The organism is Nocardia fusca NBRC 14340 (assembly GCF_001618425.1).
Classification (GTDB): domain Bacteria; phylum Actinomycetota; class Actinomycetes; order Mycobacteriales; family Mycobacteriaceae; genus Nocardia; species Nocardia fusca.
On the sequence record NZ_BDCU01000037.1, the window covers coordinates 89742 to 105720 of the forward strand.

The 15979-nt window shown below is 69.4% G+C and carries 17 protein-coding genes and 1 other RNA gene; 11 read left to right on the plus strand and 7 right to left on the minus strand.

Annotation, left to right across the window (positions count from 1 at the left end):
• The first annotated feature begins 35 nt into the window (after positions 1–35).
• From NF4_RS36790 to ssrA, 4 genes are all read left to right on the plus strand, one after another.
• Positions 36–224, plus strand: a complete 189-nt coding sequence (locus tag NF4_RS36790; RefSeq protein WP_084533402.1) for a hypothetical protein — start codon at positions 36–38, stop codon at positions 222–224.
• A gap of 64 nt (positions 225–288) precedes the next feature.
• Positions 289–522 carry a WLR motif membrane protein gene (locus NF4_RS23820; RefSeq protein ID WP_063129600.1) on the plus strand — a complete coding sequence of 78 codons (234 nt, stop codon included), beginning with the start codon at positions 289–291 and terminating at the stop codon, positions 520–522.
• A 49-nt stretch (positions 523–571) separates the two neighbouring features.
• A complete protein-coding gene (gene smpB, locus NF4_RS23825; protein ID WP_063129601.1) occupies positions 572–1045 on the plus strand; it encodes an SsrA-binding protein SmpB in 474 nt (157 codons plus the stop codon).
• Positions 1046–1131: 86 nt separating this feature from the next.
• Positions 1132–1500: a transfer-messenger RNA gene (gene ssrA / locus NF4_RS23830) on the plus strand.
• 51 nt (positions 1501–1551) lie between these two features.
• Here ssrA and NF4_RS23835 read toward each other — a convergent pair.
• Positions 1552–2817, minus strand: coding sequence for an MFS transporter (locus NF4_RS23835; protein ID WP_063129602.1), 1266 nt, complete (start codon positions 2815–2817; stop codon positions 1552–1554).
• 108 nt (positions 2818–2925) lie between these two features.
• Here NF4_RS23835 and NF4_RS23840 point away from each other — a divergent pair, with 108 nt between their 5' ends.
• From NF4_RS23840 to NF4_RS23855, 4 genes are all read left to right on the plus strand, one after another.
• On the plus strand, positions 2926–3285 hold the full coding sequence (locus NF4_RS23840) for an ArsR/SmtB family transcription factor (protein ID WP_063129603.1): 360 nt from the start codon (positions 2926–2928) through the stop codon (positions 3283–3285).
• Positions 3286–3414: 129 nt separating this feature from the next.
• Positions 3415–4317 carry a metal-dependent hydrolase gene (locus tag NF4_RS23845; RefSeq protein WP_063129604.1) on the plus strand — a complete coding sequence of 301 codons (903 nt, stop codon included), beginning with the start codon at positions 3415–3417 and terminating at the stop codon, positions 4315–4317.
• Positions 4314–5429: a PDR/VanB family oxidoreductase gene (locus tag NF4_RS23850; RefSeq protein WP_063129605.1), complete on the plus strand. Its 1116-nt coding sequence runs from the start codon at positions 4314–4316 to the stop codon at positions 5427–5429. Before NF4_RS23845 ends, NF4_RS23850 begins: the two co-directional genes overlap by 4 nt.
• A 27-nt stretch (positions 5430–5456) precedes the next feature.
• Positions 5457–6455, plus strand: a complete 999-nt coding sequence (locus NF4_RS23855; RefSeq protein WP_084533404.1) for an alpha/beta fold hydrolase — start codon at positions 5457–5459, stop codon at positions 6453–6455.
• A gap of 13 nt (positions 6456–6468) precedes the next feature.
• Here the strand turns inward: NF4_RS23855 and NF4_RS23860 are convergent, their stop codons facing one another.
• The 3 genes from NF4_RS23860 to recQ all read right to left on the minus strand — a co-directional run bounded on the left by NF4_RS23860 (position 6469) and on the right by recQ (position 10524).
• Positions 6469–7446 (minus strand): helix-turn-helix transcriptional regulator, encoded by a 978-nt coding sequence (locus NF4_RS23860; protein WP_063129606.1) that lies wholly within the window; start codon positions 7444–7446, stop codon positions 6469–6471.
• A 109-nt stretch (positions 7447–7555) separates the two neighbouring features.
• Positions 7556–8137: a hypothetical protein gene (locus NF4_RS23865; RefSeq protein ID WP_157120543.1), complete on the minus strand. Its 582-nt coding sequence runs from the start codon at positions 8135–8137 to the stop codon at positions 7556–7558.
• 518 nt (positions 8138–8655) lie between these two features.
• Positions 8656–10524 carry a DNA helicase RecQ gene (recQ, locus tag NF4_RS23870; RefSeq protein WP_232330622.1) on the minus strand — a complete coding sequence of 623 codons (1869 nt, stop codon included), beginning with the start codon at positions 10522–10524 and terminating at the stop codon, positions 8656–8658.
• Positions 10525–10699: 175 nt separating this feature from the next.
• Between recQ and NF4_RS23875 the strand changes: the two genes are divergently transcribed.
• Complete coding sequence (locus NF4_RS23875; RefSeq protein ID WP_063129609.1) at positions 10700–11671, plus strand: SMP-30/gluconolactonase/LRE family protein; 972 nt, start codon at positions 10700–10702, stop codon at positions 11669–11671.
• A 136-nt stretch (positions 11672–11807) separates the two neighbouring features.
• Positions 11808–12359: a DinB family protein gene (locus tag NF4_RS23880; protein ID WP_063129610.1), complete on the plus strand. Its 552-nt coding sequence runs from the start codon at positions 11808–11810 to the stop codon at positions 12357–12359.
• 80 nt (positions 12360–12439) lie between these two features.
• Here NF4_RS23880 and sigJ read toward each other — a convergent pair whose 3' ends face one another.
• The 3 genes from sigJ to NF4_RS23895 form a co-directional block, all read right to left on the minus strand.
• Positions 12440–13381 (minus strand): RNA polymerase sigma factor SigJ, encoded by a 942-nt coding sequence (gene sigJ, locus NF4_RS23885; RefSeq protein WP_063129650.1) that lies wholly within the window; start codon positions 13379–13381, stop codon positions 12440–12442.
• A 107-nt stretch (positions 13382–13488) separates the two neighbouring features.
• Positions 13489–14274, minus strand: coding sequence for a histidinol-phosphatase (gene hisN, locus NF4_RS23890; RefSeq protein WP_063129611.1), 786 nt, complete (start codon positions 14272–14274; stop codon positions 13489–13491).
• Positions 14275–14345: 71 nt separating this feature from the next.
• The gene (locus NF4_RS23895) at positions 14346–14936 is read right to left on the minus strand and encodes an NADPH-dependent FMN reductase (RefSeq protein ID WP_063129612.1); all 591 of its coding nucleotides are present in this window, start codon (positions 14934–14936) and stop codon (positions 14346–14348) included.
• 139 nt (positions 14937–15075) lie between these two features.
• On the opposite strand from NF4_RS23895, the gene NF4_RS23900 reads away from it, so the two are divergent.
• Positions 15076–15930 (plus strand): helix-turn-helix domain-containing protein, encoded by an 855-nt coding sequence (locus tag NF4_RS23900; protein WP_063129613.1) that lies wholly within the window; start codon positions 15076–15078, stop codon positions 15928–15930.
• Positions 15931–15979 lie beyond the last annotated feature (49 nt).

A 15979-nucleotide genomic window follows, 5' to 3' on the forward strand; every position in this document is an offset into this window, starting at 1 on the left:
GTTTGATAACCCACACCGCCGGGTATACGGAAGATATGACAGCACTGCGTAACCGACCCACCCGGATCGCCGGTATGGAATGGGGCACCGCACTGCTGGCCCTCGCCACGTGCCTCATCTTCAGCACCAGCATCGCCGCGATCACCCAATCCTTCGCGACCGCGCTGGTCGCCACCGCCAGCATTCTCATCGGCCTCGGCATCACGCTGCGAATCCTCAGATAAGCTCGGCGACCCCAATTCGCGTGCCCCGCCCGCGAATATCTGCCCGCACGGCTAGTCTGCGAGCATGGCATCCGGGGACGGGTCCGACGACACCATCGGCGGAGACGGGGGCAGCTCCCCCGGCGAACCGGCAGACGGTCCACCGCGGAGCCGGACCGCGGACCCGGCAGTGGAGAGCAGCTGGCTCGATCGCCGATTCCGGGCGTATCCCGCCGGCAGGCCCCGGATCTCCACGGTCCTGCTGGTCCTCGCCTTCGCCACCGTGCTCGTTCTGTATCTGATCCTGCAACCCGGCTGACCGGCGACCGGGAATAATCCGGTTGCCGCGGCCGCTTAAGGTTGTCGTCATGAAGGAGAACGGGCGCAAGGTCATCGCGACCAACCGCCGGGCACGGCACAACTACACGATCCTGGACACCTACGAGGCCGGGATCGCGCTGGTCGGTACCGAGGTCAAGAGTCTGCGTGAGGGCAAGGCCTCACTGGTGGACGCCTTCGCGACCGTGGACAACGGCGAAGTGTGGCTGCGGGGTCTGCACATCCCCGAGTTCAGCCACGGCACCTGGACCAACCACGCGCCGCGCCGGGTCCGGAAGCTGCTACTGCACAAACGGGAGATCGAACGCCTGGTCGGCAAATCGCGCGAGGGCAATCAAACCCTCGTCCCGCTGTCGATGTACTTCTCCGACGGCAAGGTGAAGGTGGAACTCGCCCTCGCCAAGGGTAAGCAGGACTACGACAAACGGCAGGATCTGGCTCGGCGGACCGCCGAACGCGAGGTGACCCGCGAGCTCGGCCGCCGTATCAAGGGCATGCGCTGAGCAACGCCGGCGGCACCAGGAAAAGGGAATGAACCACGGTGGGTCAGGTGTTAACATAACTAGCCCGGCAAGGCGCCGGGACGTACGGGGCTGAACGGTTTCGACTGCGTACGTAGATTCAGGGGAAGCGTGTCGGTGCAGGCAAGAGACCACCGTAAGCGTCGTTGCAACCAATTAAGCGCCGATTCCAATCAGCGCGAGTACGCTCTCGCTGCCTAAGCGATAGCGTCTCTGTCGGCCCGAGGTTCGCCCTCGGCTTCGGTGCCGGCATCAGCTAGAGGGCTCACCGCGCGACTCGGTCGCGGAGTAGTGCGGGACATCCAACAGCGACTGGGATCGTCATCCCGGCTTGTTCGCGAGACCGGGAGATCCGAGTAGAGGCACAGCGAACTGCACACGGAGAAGCCTTGATGAAGCGGCGGAGGACCCGGGTTCGATTCCCGGCAGCTCCACAGAAGGCCCGCAGGTCACCGACCTGCGGGCCTTTTCTTTGCGGCGGTACCGGCCTACCGCATGACGTCACCGGCTACCTGCGGCACCGTTGATACCCGGCGGCTACTCCCGCCCGGCGCGTAACCGGCCACCACCAGTGACCCACCGGCCAGCGCGACGGTCGCGGCGACGAGTGCGAAAAGGGTGACGCCCACGGCGAAACCGAGACGGTCGCTGAGGACGCCCAGGGCCAGGATCAGCAGACCGGCGAAGGCGTAGGCGCCGATATTGAGTGCCGCATTGGCCTCGGCCAGCCGACCGGCCGGGATATCGGCATTGAGCAGAGCCAGTCCGCCGAGCATCCCCGGACCGTAGGCGGCCCCGGCCAGAACGGCGGCGACGGTCAGACCCGCCACCGAGGAGGTATCGACGGCGACGACCAGCGCGGCCATGCATACGATCGTGCCGGCCACCGAGACCAGCAGCAGCCGGCGCACCGGCAGGCCGCGCAGGGCGAACTGACTGCCGGTGGCGACGGCGAAGGTCAGACACGCCAGGGCACCGGCGACGATCCGGTTGGTCGTGCCGAGCAGTTCCGACAGCAGCGACGGCGCCAGCGAGAGCATGAACGCCGTCGTGGTCAGCGCGGAACCCGCCACGGTGACGGCCACGAGCAGCTGCCGCCGGTTCGGGCGCGGTACCCGGGGCACCCGGATCCATGCCGTACCGCTGCGAGCGCCGCGGCGCGGAATCGGCATCAGCGCCACGATGGCCAGCGCCACCAACAGGAACAGCGTTTCGAGTAGAAAGACGGTCACGGTCGGGCCGGGCACGGTTTCCGAGAGCACCCCGCCCAGCAGCGGGCCCAGCCCGGTACCGACCGCGATTCCGACGGCACCGGCCAGCGCCGCGGATCGGGTGCCGGCCGGGCCCGCGATATCGGCCACCGCGGCCACGCCCGCGGAAACCATGGCGCCGCTGGCGATACCGGTCAGGGTGCGTGCCACGAACAGGGCGAGGGTGCTCGGCGCGGCGGCGAAGAGTAGCCCGGCGGCGATCGCCAGCACGAGGGCGGGTACCAGCACCGCTTTCCGGCCCAGCCGATCCGAGGTGACTCCCGAGACGAGGAGGGCGAGGGCCATCCCGGCCATGTAGCAGCAGAACACCGCGGTGAGAGTGCTCTTGGTGAAACCGAATTCGTCCTGCCAGAGCACATACAGCGGGGTGGCCGCATTCGCGAGGACGAAGACCGCGGCGATCGGCCAGGCGGCCGACCAGATACGCAGGCGGGTGCGGCGCTCCCCCGGCGGGCGGGCGACGAGGGCGGCGGTGACGGCCATGGTGCGCTCCTGACTCAAGTACGAGTTTTTTCGAACAAGTACGAACGGAGTCGAACTGTAGCATCAAGTACGATAATTGTCGTACTAGATGACGAGCCGAGGAGAGCCGTGCCGGATACCACCACCTCGCCGGGCCGCACAGATACACCCGGCGAGTTGCTTCCCGAGCCCACGCGCGCGGAACTACGCCTGGAAACCGTGCTGGCCGCACTCAGCGATCCGCTGCGACTCGCCATCGTGCGCGCGTACTACCTCGACTCGGGTGGCGTACCGCAGGCGTGCGGCTGGTTTCGCATCGATCGGCCGAAATCCACGCGCACCCATCACTGGCGGGTACTCCGCGAGGCCGGGTTGATCCGGCAGTGGCAGCACGGCCTGGAACGCCGCAATGTGGTGCGCGTCGAGGATCTCGACGCACGGTTCCCCGGCCTGCTGAACCTGGTCGCGGACTGGAAGCCGGCGAACTGACCGGGCCAGGATTCCTGTTACCCGTCTTTTCTGTAACCCATCGTCCCACTAATGTGTATCATCACAGTTTCCGGTGAACGCCCGCCGCGACGCGTCGCCGCTGGTACCGGTGATGATCGAGGAGGATCGATGAGGCTGTTCGGCAATGCCGCCCCCATCCGGGCGACCGATCCGGGAGACGTCGCGTTGCACGCGCGCGATGTGCGCTTCGACTGGGCCGAGATCCCACTGCACTGGATGGCCGCCGAACCCATCGCCTCCCACGTGATGAACTCGCTCAACCTCCTGCTGCCCGAAGGCGAACGCAGCTTCCTGACCACTTTCGGCGAGGCCCTCCCGTTCGTGCGGGACGAGAAACTGCGCGAGGACATGCTCGGCTTCATCGGGCAGGAGTCGATGCACGCCGAAACCCACGCCGGCTCCCACGACATGCTGCTCACCGCCAACGGTATCGATCCGCGGCCGTTCCTGCGGCAGGCGGAATACCTCTTCCGCAAGACCGTCGGCCCCCGGCAGAGCACCGGGACGCGGGCCGGGCGGCAGCAGCTGGTCGACCGGCTCGGGGTCATCGCGTCGCTGGAACACTTCTTCGCGTTCCTCGGCGATTGGGTACTCAACAGCGATCTGGAACAGTTCGACGCCGACCCGCGCATGCTCGATCTGTACCGCTGGCACGGCGCCGAAGAAGTGGAACACCGCAATGTGGCCCACGATGTCGCCGAATACTTCGGCGTGGGCTATTTCCGGCGCGGCGCACTGATGCTGCTGGTCTTCCCGTCGTTCCTGATACTGCTGGTGCGCGGCACGAAATATCTGGTGCACCGGGACCCGTCCCTGCCCGACCTGGGCTATCCGCGGCTGCTGCTGCGGATCTTCGGCGCGATGCGGCGCGGTGCGCTACCCGGTGTCCCCGCCCTGCTGATCAGTGCGCTGTCGACGTTCCGGCCGGGATACAGCCCGGAATCGGTCGGGTCCACCGCGCAGGCGATCGCTTATCTGGCGCAGTCCCCGGCCGCCCGGGCGGCCTCGTGACCGTCACCGACCCGTATCCGGGGGCGTCGCTTCCGCTGCCGGCCGATCTGTACGGCAGACCGCGGCGCGACCGGACCCTGCGTCTGCTCGACGCCGTGGTGGACGCCCGCATGCGCTGGACCGCCCTCACCAATCGGCGCGAGCCGACCCCGCGCGCGGACGACCGGCGGATCGGTGTCCGCGTCGTCGAGCGGCGGATCCGCGCGCACGACAACGAGGTGGTGAGTCTGCGGCTGGCCGCGGCCGACGGCCGGGACCTGCCGAGATGGCGGCCGGGCGCACATCTGGACGTGGAACTGCCCTCCGGGCGGCTGCGCCAGTACTCGCTGTGCGGCGACCCGGCCGATACCCGGACCTACCGCATCGCGGTCCGGCGCATCCCCGGCGGCGGAGGCTCCGAGGAGGTGCATCGGGCGTTGACCGTCGGGTCCGCACTGAGGGTGCGGGGCCCGCGTAATGCGTTCCCGTTCGCGGTACCGGGCCACGGATCTCCGGCCACCCGGCTACGTTTCGTGGCCGGAGGTATCGGTATCACCCCGATCCTGCCCATGATCCGACTGGCCGACACCCTCGGCATCGACTGGACCGCGCTGTACACCGGACGTGCCCGCGAAACCCTGCCCTTCCTCGACGAAGTCGAGCGCTTCGGCGGCCGGGTCACCGTGCGCACCGACGACCGGTCCGGGCTGCCGACCGGCGCCGAACTGGTGGACGGCGTGCGCGGGGGTACCGCGGTGTACTGCTGCGGTCCGGCACCGATGGTCGGCGCGGTCGCCACCGCCCTGCGCGGGATCTCCGGTGTGGAACTGCATTCCGAACGGTTCTCGGCACCGCCGATCGTGGACGGTGTGCCGTTCGAGATCGAATTGGCCCGCAGCGGCGAGGTACTCGCTGTACCGGCCGACCGGTCCGCCCTGGACGTACTGCTGGCACACCGTCCCGACCAGCCGTATTCGTGCCGCCAGGGTTTCTGCCGCACCTGCCGGGTACGGGTCCTGGCCGGTGCACCCGACCACCGCGATTCCGTCCTGACCCCCGCCGAGCGTGCCGCCGGTGACCTGCTGGCGTGCGTATCACGCTGTGCGGGTGACCGTCTGGTACTCGATCTCTAGCATTCCGTGAGCACCGAGGAGTACAGCGTGACCGAATCCCGCAACGAACCCGACGCGACCCGGCGCACGGTGCGCAGCGGCGCCTTCGACCTCGCGGTCTACGAATACGGCGACCCCGCGGCCGAAACCGTGGTGCTGGTACACGGCTGGCCCGATACGAGCCACCTCTGGCACGGGGTGATCCCGCTGCTGGCCGCGCGATTCCACGTGGTGGCCTACGACACCCGCGGTCACGGGGCCTCGACCCGCACGGGCCGGGTCGCCGATTTCCGGCTCGCGGAACTGGCCGCGGACTTCTTCGCGGTCGCCGACACGGTCAGCCCCGGCCGGCCGGTCCACGTCCTCGCGCACGACTGGGGTTCGGTCCAGGTCTGGGAGGCGGTCTGCGAGCCGCGGGCGGTCGGGCGCATCGCCTCGTTCACCTCGGTCTCCGGCCCCAACCTCGACCACCTGGGCAAATGGGTGCGCGACCGGCTCGGCCGACCCAGCCCGCGCAATATCTGGCAGCCGTTCACCCAGTTGCTGTCCTCTGCCTATACCGGGTTCTTCATGACGCCCGGTCTGCCGCGGCTGGCGTTCGGCCTGCTCGCCACCGAGCACCGCTGGCGCCGGGTCATCCAGCTCATGAACGACACCGCACCCTCGACGATCTTCTTCGCCCCGACACTGAAGCGGGATATGGTCGACGGTCTGCTCATCTACCGGGCGAATATCTTCGCGCACCTGCTGAACCCGCGCGAACGGACCACCGACGTACCGGTACAGCTCATCGTCGCCGGTCGCGATATCGCGGTGCGGCCCGCCGGTTACGACGATACGGGCAGGTGGGTCTCGCGGTTGTGGCGCCGCGATGTACCCGCCGGCCACTGGATGCCGTTCTCCCATCCCGAGCTGCTGGCCACCGCCACCACGGAATTCGTGGACGCGCTGCGCAACGGCGAAGTCGCCGCGGGGGTCACCGCGCCGCGGGCCGGCGGGCAGCCGTCCCGCCGGTTGCGGGCGGTCCGGCCCACCGGGACGGACTGACCTCCGCCACCGCTCACGGTGCGGCGGATCGCCGGGCGGCACGACGGAAGCGTTCGCCCCAGGCCCGGATGTGCTCGACCAGTTCCGGGGGTTCCAGCACCTGGAACTCGGCATCGAGCGATCCCAGTGTCAGGACGGGCCAGTCCAGCGAGTCGGTGGTCATCGTGATCCGGCAGCGGCCCGCATCGATCTCCTCGACACCGCCCCAGCGTCCGAGACGCTGCCGGACCGACTCCGCCGGGGCTTCGACCAGTACCTCGATCCGATGCAGATGCGGCATATTGTCCACACCGGAACGGACGAACTCCGCGGCGTCCGCGGTGGGCAGTTCCCGGGGGCGGAAACGTGCTCCGTCGCCGGACGGATCGGTGAGCCGGTCGACCCGGAAACTGCGCCAATCGTGGCGGGTCAGATCGAACGCCACCAGATACCAGCGCCGGCCCAGGGCGACCAAGCGGTGCGGTTCGACGTGCCGTTCACTGCGGCGGCCGTCGGCGGCGGTGTAGGTGAAACGCAGCCGCTCACTGTCGCGGCAGGTCAGGGCCACCGCGGCGAGCGCCGACGGGTCGAGGGCGGCAGCGGAACGGCCGCCCTCCCAGTCCGCGGGCACCGTCATGGCCCGGATCGCCTCCACCCGCTTGCGCAGCCGGGGCGGCATCACCTGCACCACCTTCGCCAACGCGCGCACCGAGGACTCCGCGACGCCCTCCACCATGCCCTGCATCGCGAACTGCAGCCCGACCACGAGCGCTACGGCTTCGTCGTCATCGACCATCAGCGGCGGCAGCGCCGCCCCGGCGGCGAGCTGGTAACCGCCGTCGACACCGCGTTGCGCTTCCACCGGATACCCCAGGTCGCGCAGTCGGTCGATATCGCGCCGCAGGGTCCGTGGCGAGACTCCCAGCCGCTGCGCCAGCTCGGTGCCGGGCCAGTATTTGTGGGTCTGCAGCAGCGACAGCAGACGCAACGTCCGCGTGCTCGTATTGGCCATACCGTCGATTGTTCTCGAATTGCGGTCGATTAATGGCCGCTGGTCCCGTATTTCCCGGCCGATCGGCCGGAGGGCACGGGTTCACGCGGTTCCGGCCGCCCGCGCCCGGCTAGTGCGTGCCGAGCGCCCGCAGTGATACGCCGGTGATGGTGTCGGCGAAGATAGAGCCGTCGGCATACTTACGGCCGTAGACGATGATCGGGGCACCCTCGGCGATTGCCTCGATGGTGGTGGCGATCAACACGTAGACCTTGGTGTGGTCGTCGGTGTGCACCACGATCTCGGCATGGTTGATCTCGCTCTTCACCGTGAGAGTGGTGCCGTCGTTGGTCAGGACCTTCCCCCATACGAAACCGGCCCCGATATCGGGGGATTCCGCGGCCGGCGCCCCGGTCTCGCGGGGCGCCATGGTCGAGGCGGCGATGGCCGTGGTCGGCGGGGCGGCAGCCTGGTCGGGGTCGGTCGTCCGCCCGATGTAGAAGAAGGCCACCGCCAGCAGCACGGCCATCCCGAGACATAGGCCGAGCAGCGCGTTTCCGCCGATCGGAAGCTGTTCCAGCGCTTCGGCCTCCGGTACGATCCACGCCGGATTCGCGGGCTCGGAAGGCGGGCCGGCGTAATGGGCCGCCGGCGCGCTCGCCGCCGGGGTGGCCGGTATGCGTGCCGGGTGCACCACCGGCGGATCGGGCACAACCCACCGCCGCCCGCCGTCGTCGACAGCGGGTTCCGTGGGCCGATATCTCTCCGGTGCGGGCCCGGAGGGAAGATCCGTGAACCCGTATTCCTCCGGAACGGGTTCCGGTCGCCCGGGTGCCGGGGGCGATCCACTCGACGCGGGGCCCTGCCCACGGCCGGGCGGACACTCGGATAGATCGTCCTCGCTGTCGGACGCGACGTCCTCGGCCCACATATCGGGCCCAAGGCCCGAGTCGTACGCGGCGGAACCGAGTAGCCGAACCGATTCGAGGGACCCGGCAACCGCTGGGCGATCCCGGGGCGCGCGATTGGTCGCGGCCCGGATGACCCTGGGGTCCAAGCCGCCGAACTGCTCGGCGGACAAGCCTGCGCGGTGGCGTGACCGCGACCACGGAGGGCGCTTGTTGGACATACTGCCAGGTTAGGTTCTCTGTTCAGGCCCCTATCGTCACTGGCGGGAGGAATCATCGGATGAAAGCGATTCTCGCGCACCGGCTTCCGCCCACTCGCGGCTCATCCGGCCGCCAGCACCTCCAGAACCTGCTCTCCGTAACGCGCCAGCTTGTTCTCGCCGACTCCGTTCACCGTGCCCAGTTCCCGCAGATCGGCGGGTTTGCGGGCGGCGATATCGCGGAGAGTGGCGTCATGGAACACCACGTACGCGGGGACGCCCTGCTCCTTGGCGGTATCGGCCCGCCACTGCCGCAGTTTCTCGAACAGCGCGGTATCGGCGCCATCGAGATCGGCGGGCGCGGCCCGGCCGGATTTCGCGCTGCGCGCCGCCCGGGCGGGAGTGGGCCGTTCCGGTTCCCGGCGCAACGCGACGGTGCGGCCGTCGAAGAGGACGGCTTCGCTGGCCTCGGTCAGGGTGAGCACTCCGTAATCCCCGTGGACCGCGAGCAGCCCCTGGGCCAGTAGCTGCCGGACCACCCCGCGCCACTGGGTATCGCGCAGATCGGTGCCGACACCGAACACGCTGAGTTCGTGGTGGTCGTACTGCTGCACCTTCTGGTTCTTCTTGCCGAGCAGGATATCGATGAGATGACCCGCGCCGAAGCTCTGGCCGCGCTCCCGCTTCAGGCGCAGTACCGCCGAGAGCAGTTTCTGCGCGGCGACGGTGCCGTCCCACGATTCGGGCGGATTCAGGCAGGTGTCACAGTTCCCGCACGGCTGCGGCGGCTGACCGAAGTAGGCCAGCAGCTGGGCCCGGCGGCAATCGACCGTCTCGCAGAGGGCGAGCATCGCGTCCAGGTGCAGCTGCAACTGGCGGCGGTGCGCGGCATCGCCCTCGGAGGTTTCGATGAGTTTGCGCTGTTGCACCACGTCCTGCAGGCCGTAGACCATCCAGGCCGTGGACGGCAGCCCGTCCCGCCCGGCCCGTCCGGTCTCCTGGTAGTAGCCCTCGACCGATTTGGGCAGATCGAGGTGGGCGACGAAACGCACATCGGGTTTGTCGATACCCATACCGAAGGCGATGGTCGCCACGACCACCAGGCCCTCCTCGCGCAGGAAGCGCGCCTGGTTCTCGGCACGGGTGCGATGGTCCAGGCCCGCGTGGTACGGGACCGCCCGAATACCGTTCTCGGTGAGGAACGCAGCGGTCTTCTCGACGGAATTGCGGGACAGGCAGTAGACGATGCCGGCGTCGCCGGGATGCTCGGCGCGCAGGAACTCGAGGAGCTGCCGCTCCGGCCGGTTCTTCGGTTCGATCCGGTACTGGATGTTCGGCCGGTCGAAACTGGCCACGAAGCGCCGGGCACCGCCCAGGTCGAGCCTGGTGATGATCTCGTCGCGGGTCTTCTCGGTGGCGGTAGCGGTGAGCGCGATCCGGGGCACGTCGGGCCAGCGTTCGTGCAGCACGGACAGCGCCAGATAGTCGGGCCGGAAATCGTGACCCCATTGCGAGACGCAGTGCGCCTCGTCGATAGCGAACAGCGCGATCCGGCCCCGGTCGAGCAACTGGGCGGTGGACTCCATGCGCAGCCGCTCCGGCGCGAGATACAGCAGATCGAGTTCGCCGGCCGCGAACTGCGCTTCCACGGTGCGGCGCTCGTCCGGGAACTGGGTGGAGTTCAGGAAGCCGGCCCGCACCCCGAGCGCGCTGAGTGCGTCCACCTGATCCTGCATGAGCGCGATCAGCGGGGAAACCACCACTCCGACGCCGTCGCGGACCAGCGCGGGAATCTGATAGCACAGCGATTTGCCGCCGCCGGTGGGCATGAGCACCAGTGCGTCGCCGCCGCCGATCACCTGGTCGACGATCGCGCGCTGTTCACCCCGGAAACTGTCGTAACCGAAGACCCGGTTCAGAACCTGCTGTGCCGCATCGGATTCGGCACCGGACTCGACAACGGGCACGGTCGGGGCTTCGGGGGCTTCCACGCGGCCCATCCTACGAGCACCACCGGACAACCCGAGGGGCGTCCGGCGCGGACGCCGAGGTCCCGCGCGTATTGCACACATGTGGATGAACCGGGACCCGCCTCGGCCGCCGACACCGTGACCGTGGGCCGCGCGAATCCCGCAGTACGGCCGCCGATCACTTAGGTTGTCCGATATGGCATCCAGAACACGAGCGCGTGCTCGGTGGGCGATGGTCACCGCCGCTACGGCAGCGGCGGCCTGTGTGAGCGCGGCGCCCGCGCACGCACAGGAATTCCCGGCCAGGTGCGCCGACGGCTGGCTGGCGGCAACGATCGTCGAGGGGGTCGGCAATCTGGAGAACCTGGATTCCGACGGAGCCGGCGGCTTCTATGTCACCGGTATCGTCGACGGCTATCTCGCCCACGTATCGGCCGACGGGAAATTCGAGAAGCTGGTCACCGGGCTGCAGCATCCGGCGGGGGTCCGCGTGGCCGGGCGCTCGGTGTACTTCCTGACCGGCGACGGGGTGACCGACCCGCCGGGCACACTCCAGCGCTACGACCTCGATACCGGCGCGGTGACCGTGCTCCGCACCGGACTCAACGGACCGAACGGCCTGCTGTCACTACCCGACGGGGACCTGCTGATCAGCACGATCGGGGTGTCGCGGGCGCCCACCGGAATCGCCCGGTACCGGCCGTCCACCGGCGAGTTCACCGAATCGTGGTCGCCGCTCCCGCTCACCAACGGGCTGGCCCTGGCTCCCGACGGGGAGTCGATCTACACGGGCAATCTGACCATGCGGATCTTCCGTATCCCCCTGAGTTCGCCCGCCGACGCCCAGGTGGTCGCGGGACCACCGAACCTGCTCACCGTTCCCGACGATATGGAGGCCACCCGCACCGGTGACCTGTACGTCGCCGATCACGGAGTGGGCGCGATCTACCGGGTGGACCCGGCCACAGGGACCGGATGCGCGATCATCACGGGCCTGATCAGACGGCCCGACCCGGTCCGGACCGTGCCCGATGGCACCACCTCGGTACGGATCGCCCGCCACGGCGACTCGTGGGCATTGTTCGTGACCGGGATGGACGGGGCGCTGCGGCGACTGAGCCCGCCACCGGGTATCGATCTCACACCGGCCGACGCCACTCGACGCTGACCTATATTGCCGGCTCACGGAAGATTTCCGAGCATATCCGAACTGTCGCTCAATTGAGGTCGGAAAGTGGCCGCTAAGGGTCATACCGTGGTTCTCGAACACGGAATCCACCGCACCCCGACGGAAGGCGACGACCTTGAGCGAGAACTCCACCCTCCCCCGGACCGACACCGCCGCGGCCCTGACCGGCGAACGCGCCGACCTGCTGGCCGAACTGCGGGCCGCGCGCTTCTTCCTGCGCTTCACCGCCCGCGAGCTCACCGATGAACAGGCCGCGGCCCGCCCCACACCCAGCGCACTGTGCGTGGGCGGTCTGATCAAGCATGTGACCGGCGTCGAACGCGGCTGGGTGGACTTCTTCGTGGAGGGCGCCGCGACCTCGAAGGATTTCGACGATATGACCGCCGCGGACTTCGCGGCCCGGGACAACGAATTCCGCATGATGCCCGGCGAAACGCTCGCCGGGGTACTCGCGGCCTACGAGGAGGTGGCGCGGCGGACCGACGAGATCGTGGCCACCCTGCCCGACCTCGACGCGAAGTGCCCGCTGCCCAAGGCCCCCTGGTTCCACGAGACCCATTGGTCGGCACGCCGGGTGCTGCTGCACATCATCGCCGAGACCACGCAGCACGCGGGTCACGCGGACATCATCCGCGAGGCGATCGACGGCGCCAAGACCATGGGTTGACGGTCCGGGCACGGCCCGTACCCGGCCGCAGGAGGCGACTGGCCGCGCGATCCCCCGACAGGTCGGCATCGTGAAGTGGGTCACCACCGTATGTCGAGCGGGGAATGGGGCCCCGCGGCCACCCATTCCTTGGTGAGATGCGCCAGCTTCGCGGGGGCGACCTGCACGTGCAGCGCGGCGATCCCCGAGGGTGCCATCTCGAGGCACAGGACGCCGTAGACCCGGCCGCCGACCTCGATCACGATCGCGGGATCGCCGTTGAGCACGGCCGCGTAGAACGTGAGGTCGGCGCCGACGAAGGCGCGTTTGGCGCCGGTCGGGCGGAACAGATTGCGCAGGTAGCGGGCCACGGCGGACGCGCCCACGACCGGGGTCTTGCGGGCCGGAACGGCGCCGCCGCCGTCGGCCACGCTGACCACGTCACCGGTGAGCAGCCGGACCAGCGGCTCGGTATCGCCGCTGAGGGCGGCGACGAGGAATTCCTCGGCGATCCGCCGCGCGGCCACCGCGTCGACTTCGGTCCGGGACCGGCCGCCGAGATGCTGTGCGGCCCGCCGGTAGATCTGCTGGCAGTTCGATTCGGTGAGCTCGAGGATCTCCGCGATCTCCCGGTACGGGTATCCGAACGCCTCGCGCAGCACGTACACCGCGCGCTCGTTGGGGGTGAGCCGCTCCATCACGGTGAGCATCGCGAGTGAGACCGACTCGCGCTGCTCGACCGTCTCGGCGGGACCGAGCATCGGGTCCCCGGCCAGGAGCGGCTCCGGAAGCCACTGTCCGACATAGGTCTCCCGCCGGGCCCGCGCGGAGGTGAGCTGGTTGAGGCACAGATTGGTGAGCACCTTCGTCAACCATGCCTCGGGTGTCTCGATCCGCTCCCGGTCCACCGCGTGCCACCGCAGGAACGTTTCCTGGACCGCGTCCTCGGCATCGCCGGCCGATCCCAGCAGCCGGTAGGCGATCGCCTCCAGACGGCCCCGGGCGCGCTCGAAGAGATCGGCCTCGTGCGTAGTGAGCGACATCAACCCATCGTCGGCCATCGGCGCAGTTCGCGTCCACCGGCGCGGCCCGGGGCGCAGCAGCCGCCGAGCCCGCGCGGCGCCGTGCGGTCGTGGGCGGGAGCCGCGGACTAGCCGCGAAGACGGAGCAGAACCTGCTGGTGCAGCCGCCCATTGGAGGCCACCGCGTCCCCACCGTGCGGGCCGTCGCGGCCGTCGAGGGCCGTGAAAGTGCCGCCGGCCTCGCGGATCAGGATGTCCAGCGCGGCCAGATCCCACAGCGACACCTCGGGTTCGGCCGCGATATCCACCGCCCCCTCGGCGACCAGGCAGTAGCTGAAGAAGTCGCCGTAACCGCGGACCCGCCACACGTCATCGGTGAGGTCGATGAACTGCTCGCGCAGACCGCGGTCGCGCCAGCCGGACAGGCTGGAGAACGCGAGGCTGGCCGAACCGAGATCGGAGACGGCGCTGACAGTGATCGGTTGCGGCGCACCGGGATGGAAACTCGACCACGCGCCCTGTCCCGTCGCGGCCCACCAGCGGCGGGCCAGCGCGGGTGCGCTCACCACACCGACCACCGGCACACCGTCCTCCAGCAAGGCGATGAGAGTGGCCCACACCGGGACGCCGCGCACGAAATTCTTGGTGCCGTCGATCGGATCGATGACCCATTGCCGGCCGGTGAACTCGGCCGTGCCGCCGAATTCCTCGCCGAGGACCGCGTCCTCGGGGCGGCCGTGCCGCAGCATCCGGCGGATCGCCTCCTCCACGGCCAGATCGGCATCCGATACCGGAGTGAGGTCCGGTTTGGCATCGACCTTCAGGTCCAGCGCGCGGAACCGTTCCCGGGTGATCGCGTCCGCTTCGTCGGCCAGCCGCAACGCGAGTTCGAGGTCAGAGGAGTGAGCAGCCACACCCGAACACTATCGAGTCGGTCCGGGTGCGGCCGCACGCCGTGCCGTCACGCGACCGTGGCCGACCGCCATCAGGCCGCCACCGCGCGGGCCGCCACCAGCGCCTCCGCCCACCAGTGCAACCGGTCCAGCATCACCTGGGCCGCGGCCTCCGGTTCCGCCGGTGCCAGGAGTTGCCCGTCCTCCCCGAACAGCAGGTAGTAGCGGGGGAAGGAAACGTACTCGCGCACGGTGTGGGCGTCGAGCTCGTTGAACACCTGGCGGAGCTGTTCGATAGCCAGCAGCCCGCCGCTGGCCCCGCTGTAGCCGACGAAGGCGATGGCCTTGCGCTGCCACTGGGTGAAATGCCAGTCGATGACGGCTTTCAGCGAGGCCGGGAAGCTGCGGTTGTAGTCGGGGGTGACGATGATGAACGCATCGGCGGCCGCGAGCCGTTCGGTCAGGTCGCGCATTCCGGCGGGACGCTGCGGGTCGGGCTCGAGCGCCGGGGGAACAGCGGGCAGCGCCAGGGGGATATCGGCTTCGGCCAGGTCGATCACGTCGATCTCGAACCGATCGTGGCGGGCGGCCTGCGCGGTGATCCACGAGGCGACGACCGGCCCGAAGCGGCCTTCGCGGACGCTGCCGACGATCACCGCGAGACGCAGGGGCGTAGTGGACATGGTGTGCTCCGTTCTGCTCGGGCGGCCCGGCGGCCGCCGGAATCGAATCTGCCGCCCCGGGCACCCCGTTGGGAGACCGTGCCGAGAGTGGTAGTGGTGCGGCCACCCTGAGCGGCCGGCCCGCCGCTACCGTGGGATCGTGAGCGAGAACGAGATGGGCCTGTTCCTGCGCAGCAGGCGCGACGCGGTCACGCCGGCCCAGGTGGGGCTGCCCACCGGCGCGCGCCGCCGGGCGCCCGGGCTGCGCCGATCGGAACTGGCGACGCTGGCCGGGGTCAGCGTCGAATACATCACCCGTCTCGAGCAGGGTCGCGACCGCAACCCCTCACCGCAGGTGCTGGCCGCGCTGGCCGACGCCCTCGCGCTCACCTCCGCCGAACGGGTGCACCTGTACCGCCTGACCAAGGCCGATACCGGCTTCAACTGCATGGGCCGCGCCCGGCCGGGCCGGGAGATCCGCCCGATGATCCGGGCCCTGCTCGATCAGCTCGAACCCGCGGCGGCGATCGTGGTGAACCGCCTCACCGAGGTACTGGCCTGCACCGACGGTTATCGCCGGTTGATGGAGCCGACCGGCGCCCTGGACGAAGAGCACTGGTCCAACCTCGCCCGGTTCGCCTTCACCGACCCGCGCGCCCGCGCGGTCTACCCGGACTGGGACCATCTGGCCGACCAGCTGGTGGCCACCCTCAAACAGGGCCCGTTCCGCGCCGACCCCGAGATCGCCGAGCTGGCCGACCAGCTCACCATCACCGCGGGCGCCGCGTTCACCGACCGGGTGGCCACTGTGCCGAACCTGCCCGCCGCCACCGGCGTGACCCGGCTCGCACACCCCGCGGCGGGGGCCCTGCGCCTGGGCTACGAGACGCTGCATCTGTCCGCCGACGACGATCAGCAACTGATCGTCTATCTCCCCGCCGACCCGGCGACGGCCGCCGCCCTGGACCGGCTCGCCGGCCACCACCCCGGCAATCTGCGGGCCGTCCCGAGCTGACCCGCGGCGGCCGCCGGTGGTCTCCGCGGGCCGCGCGGTGCACTGCGGT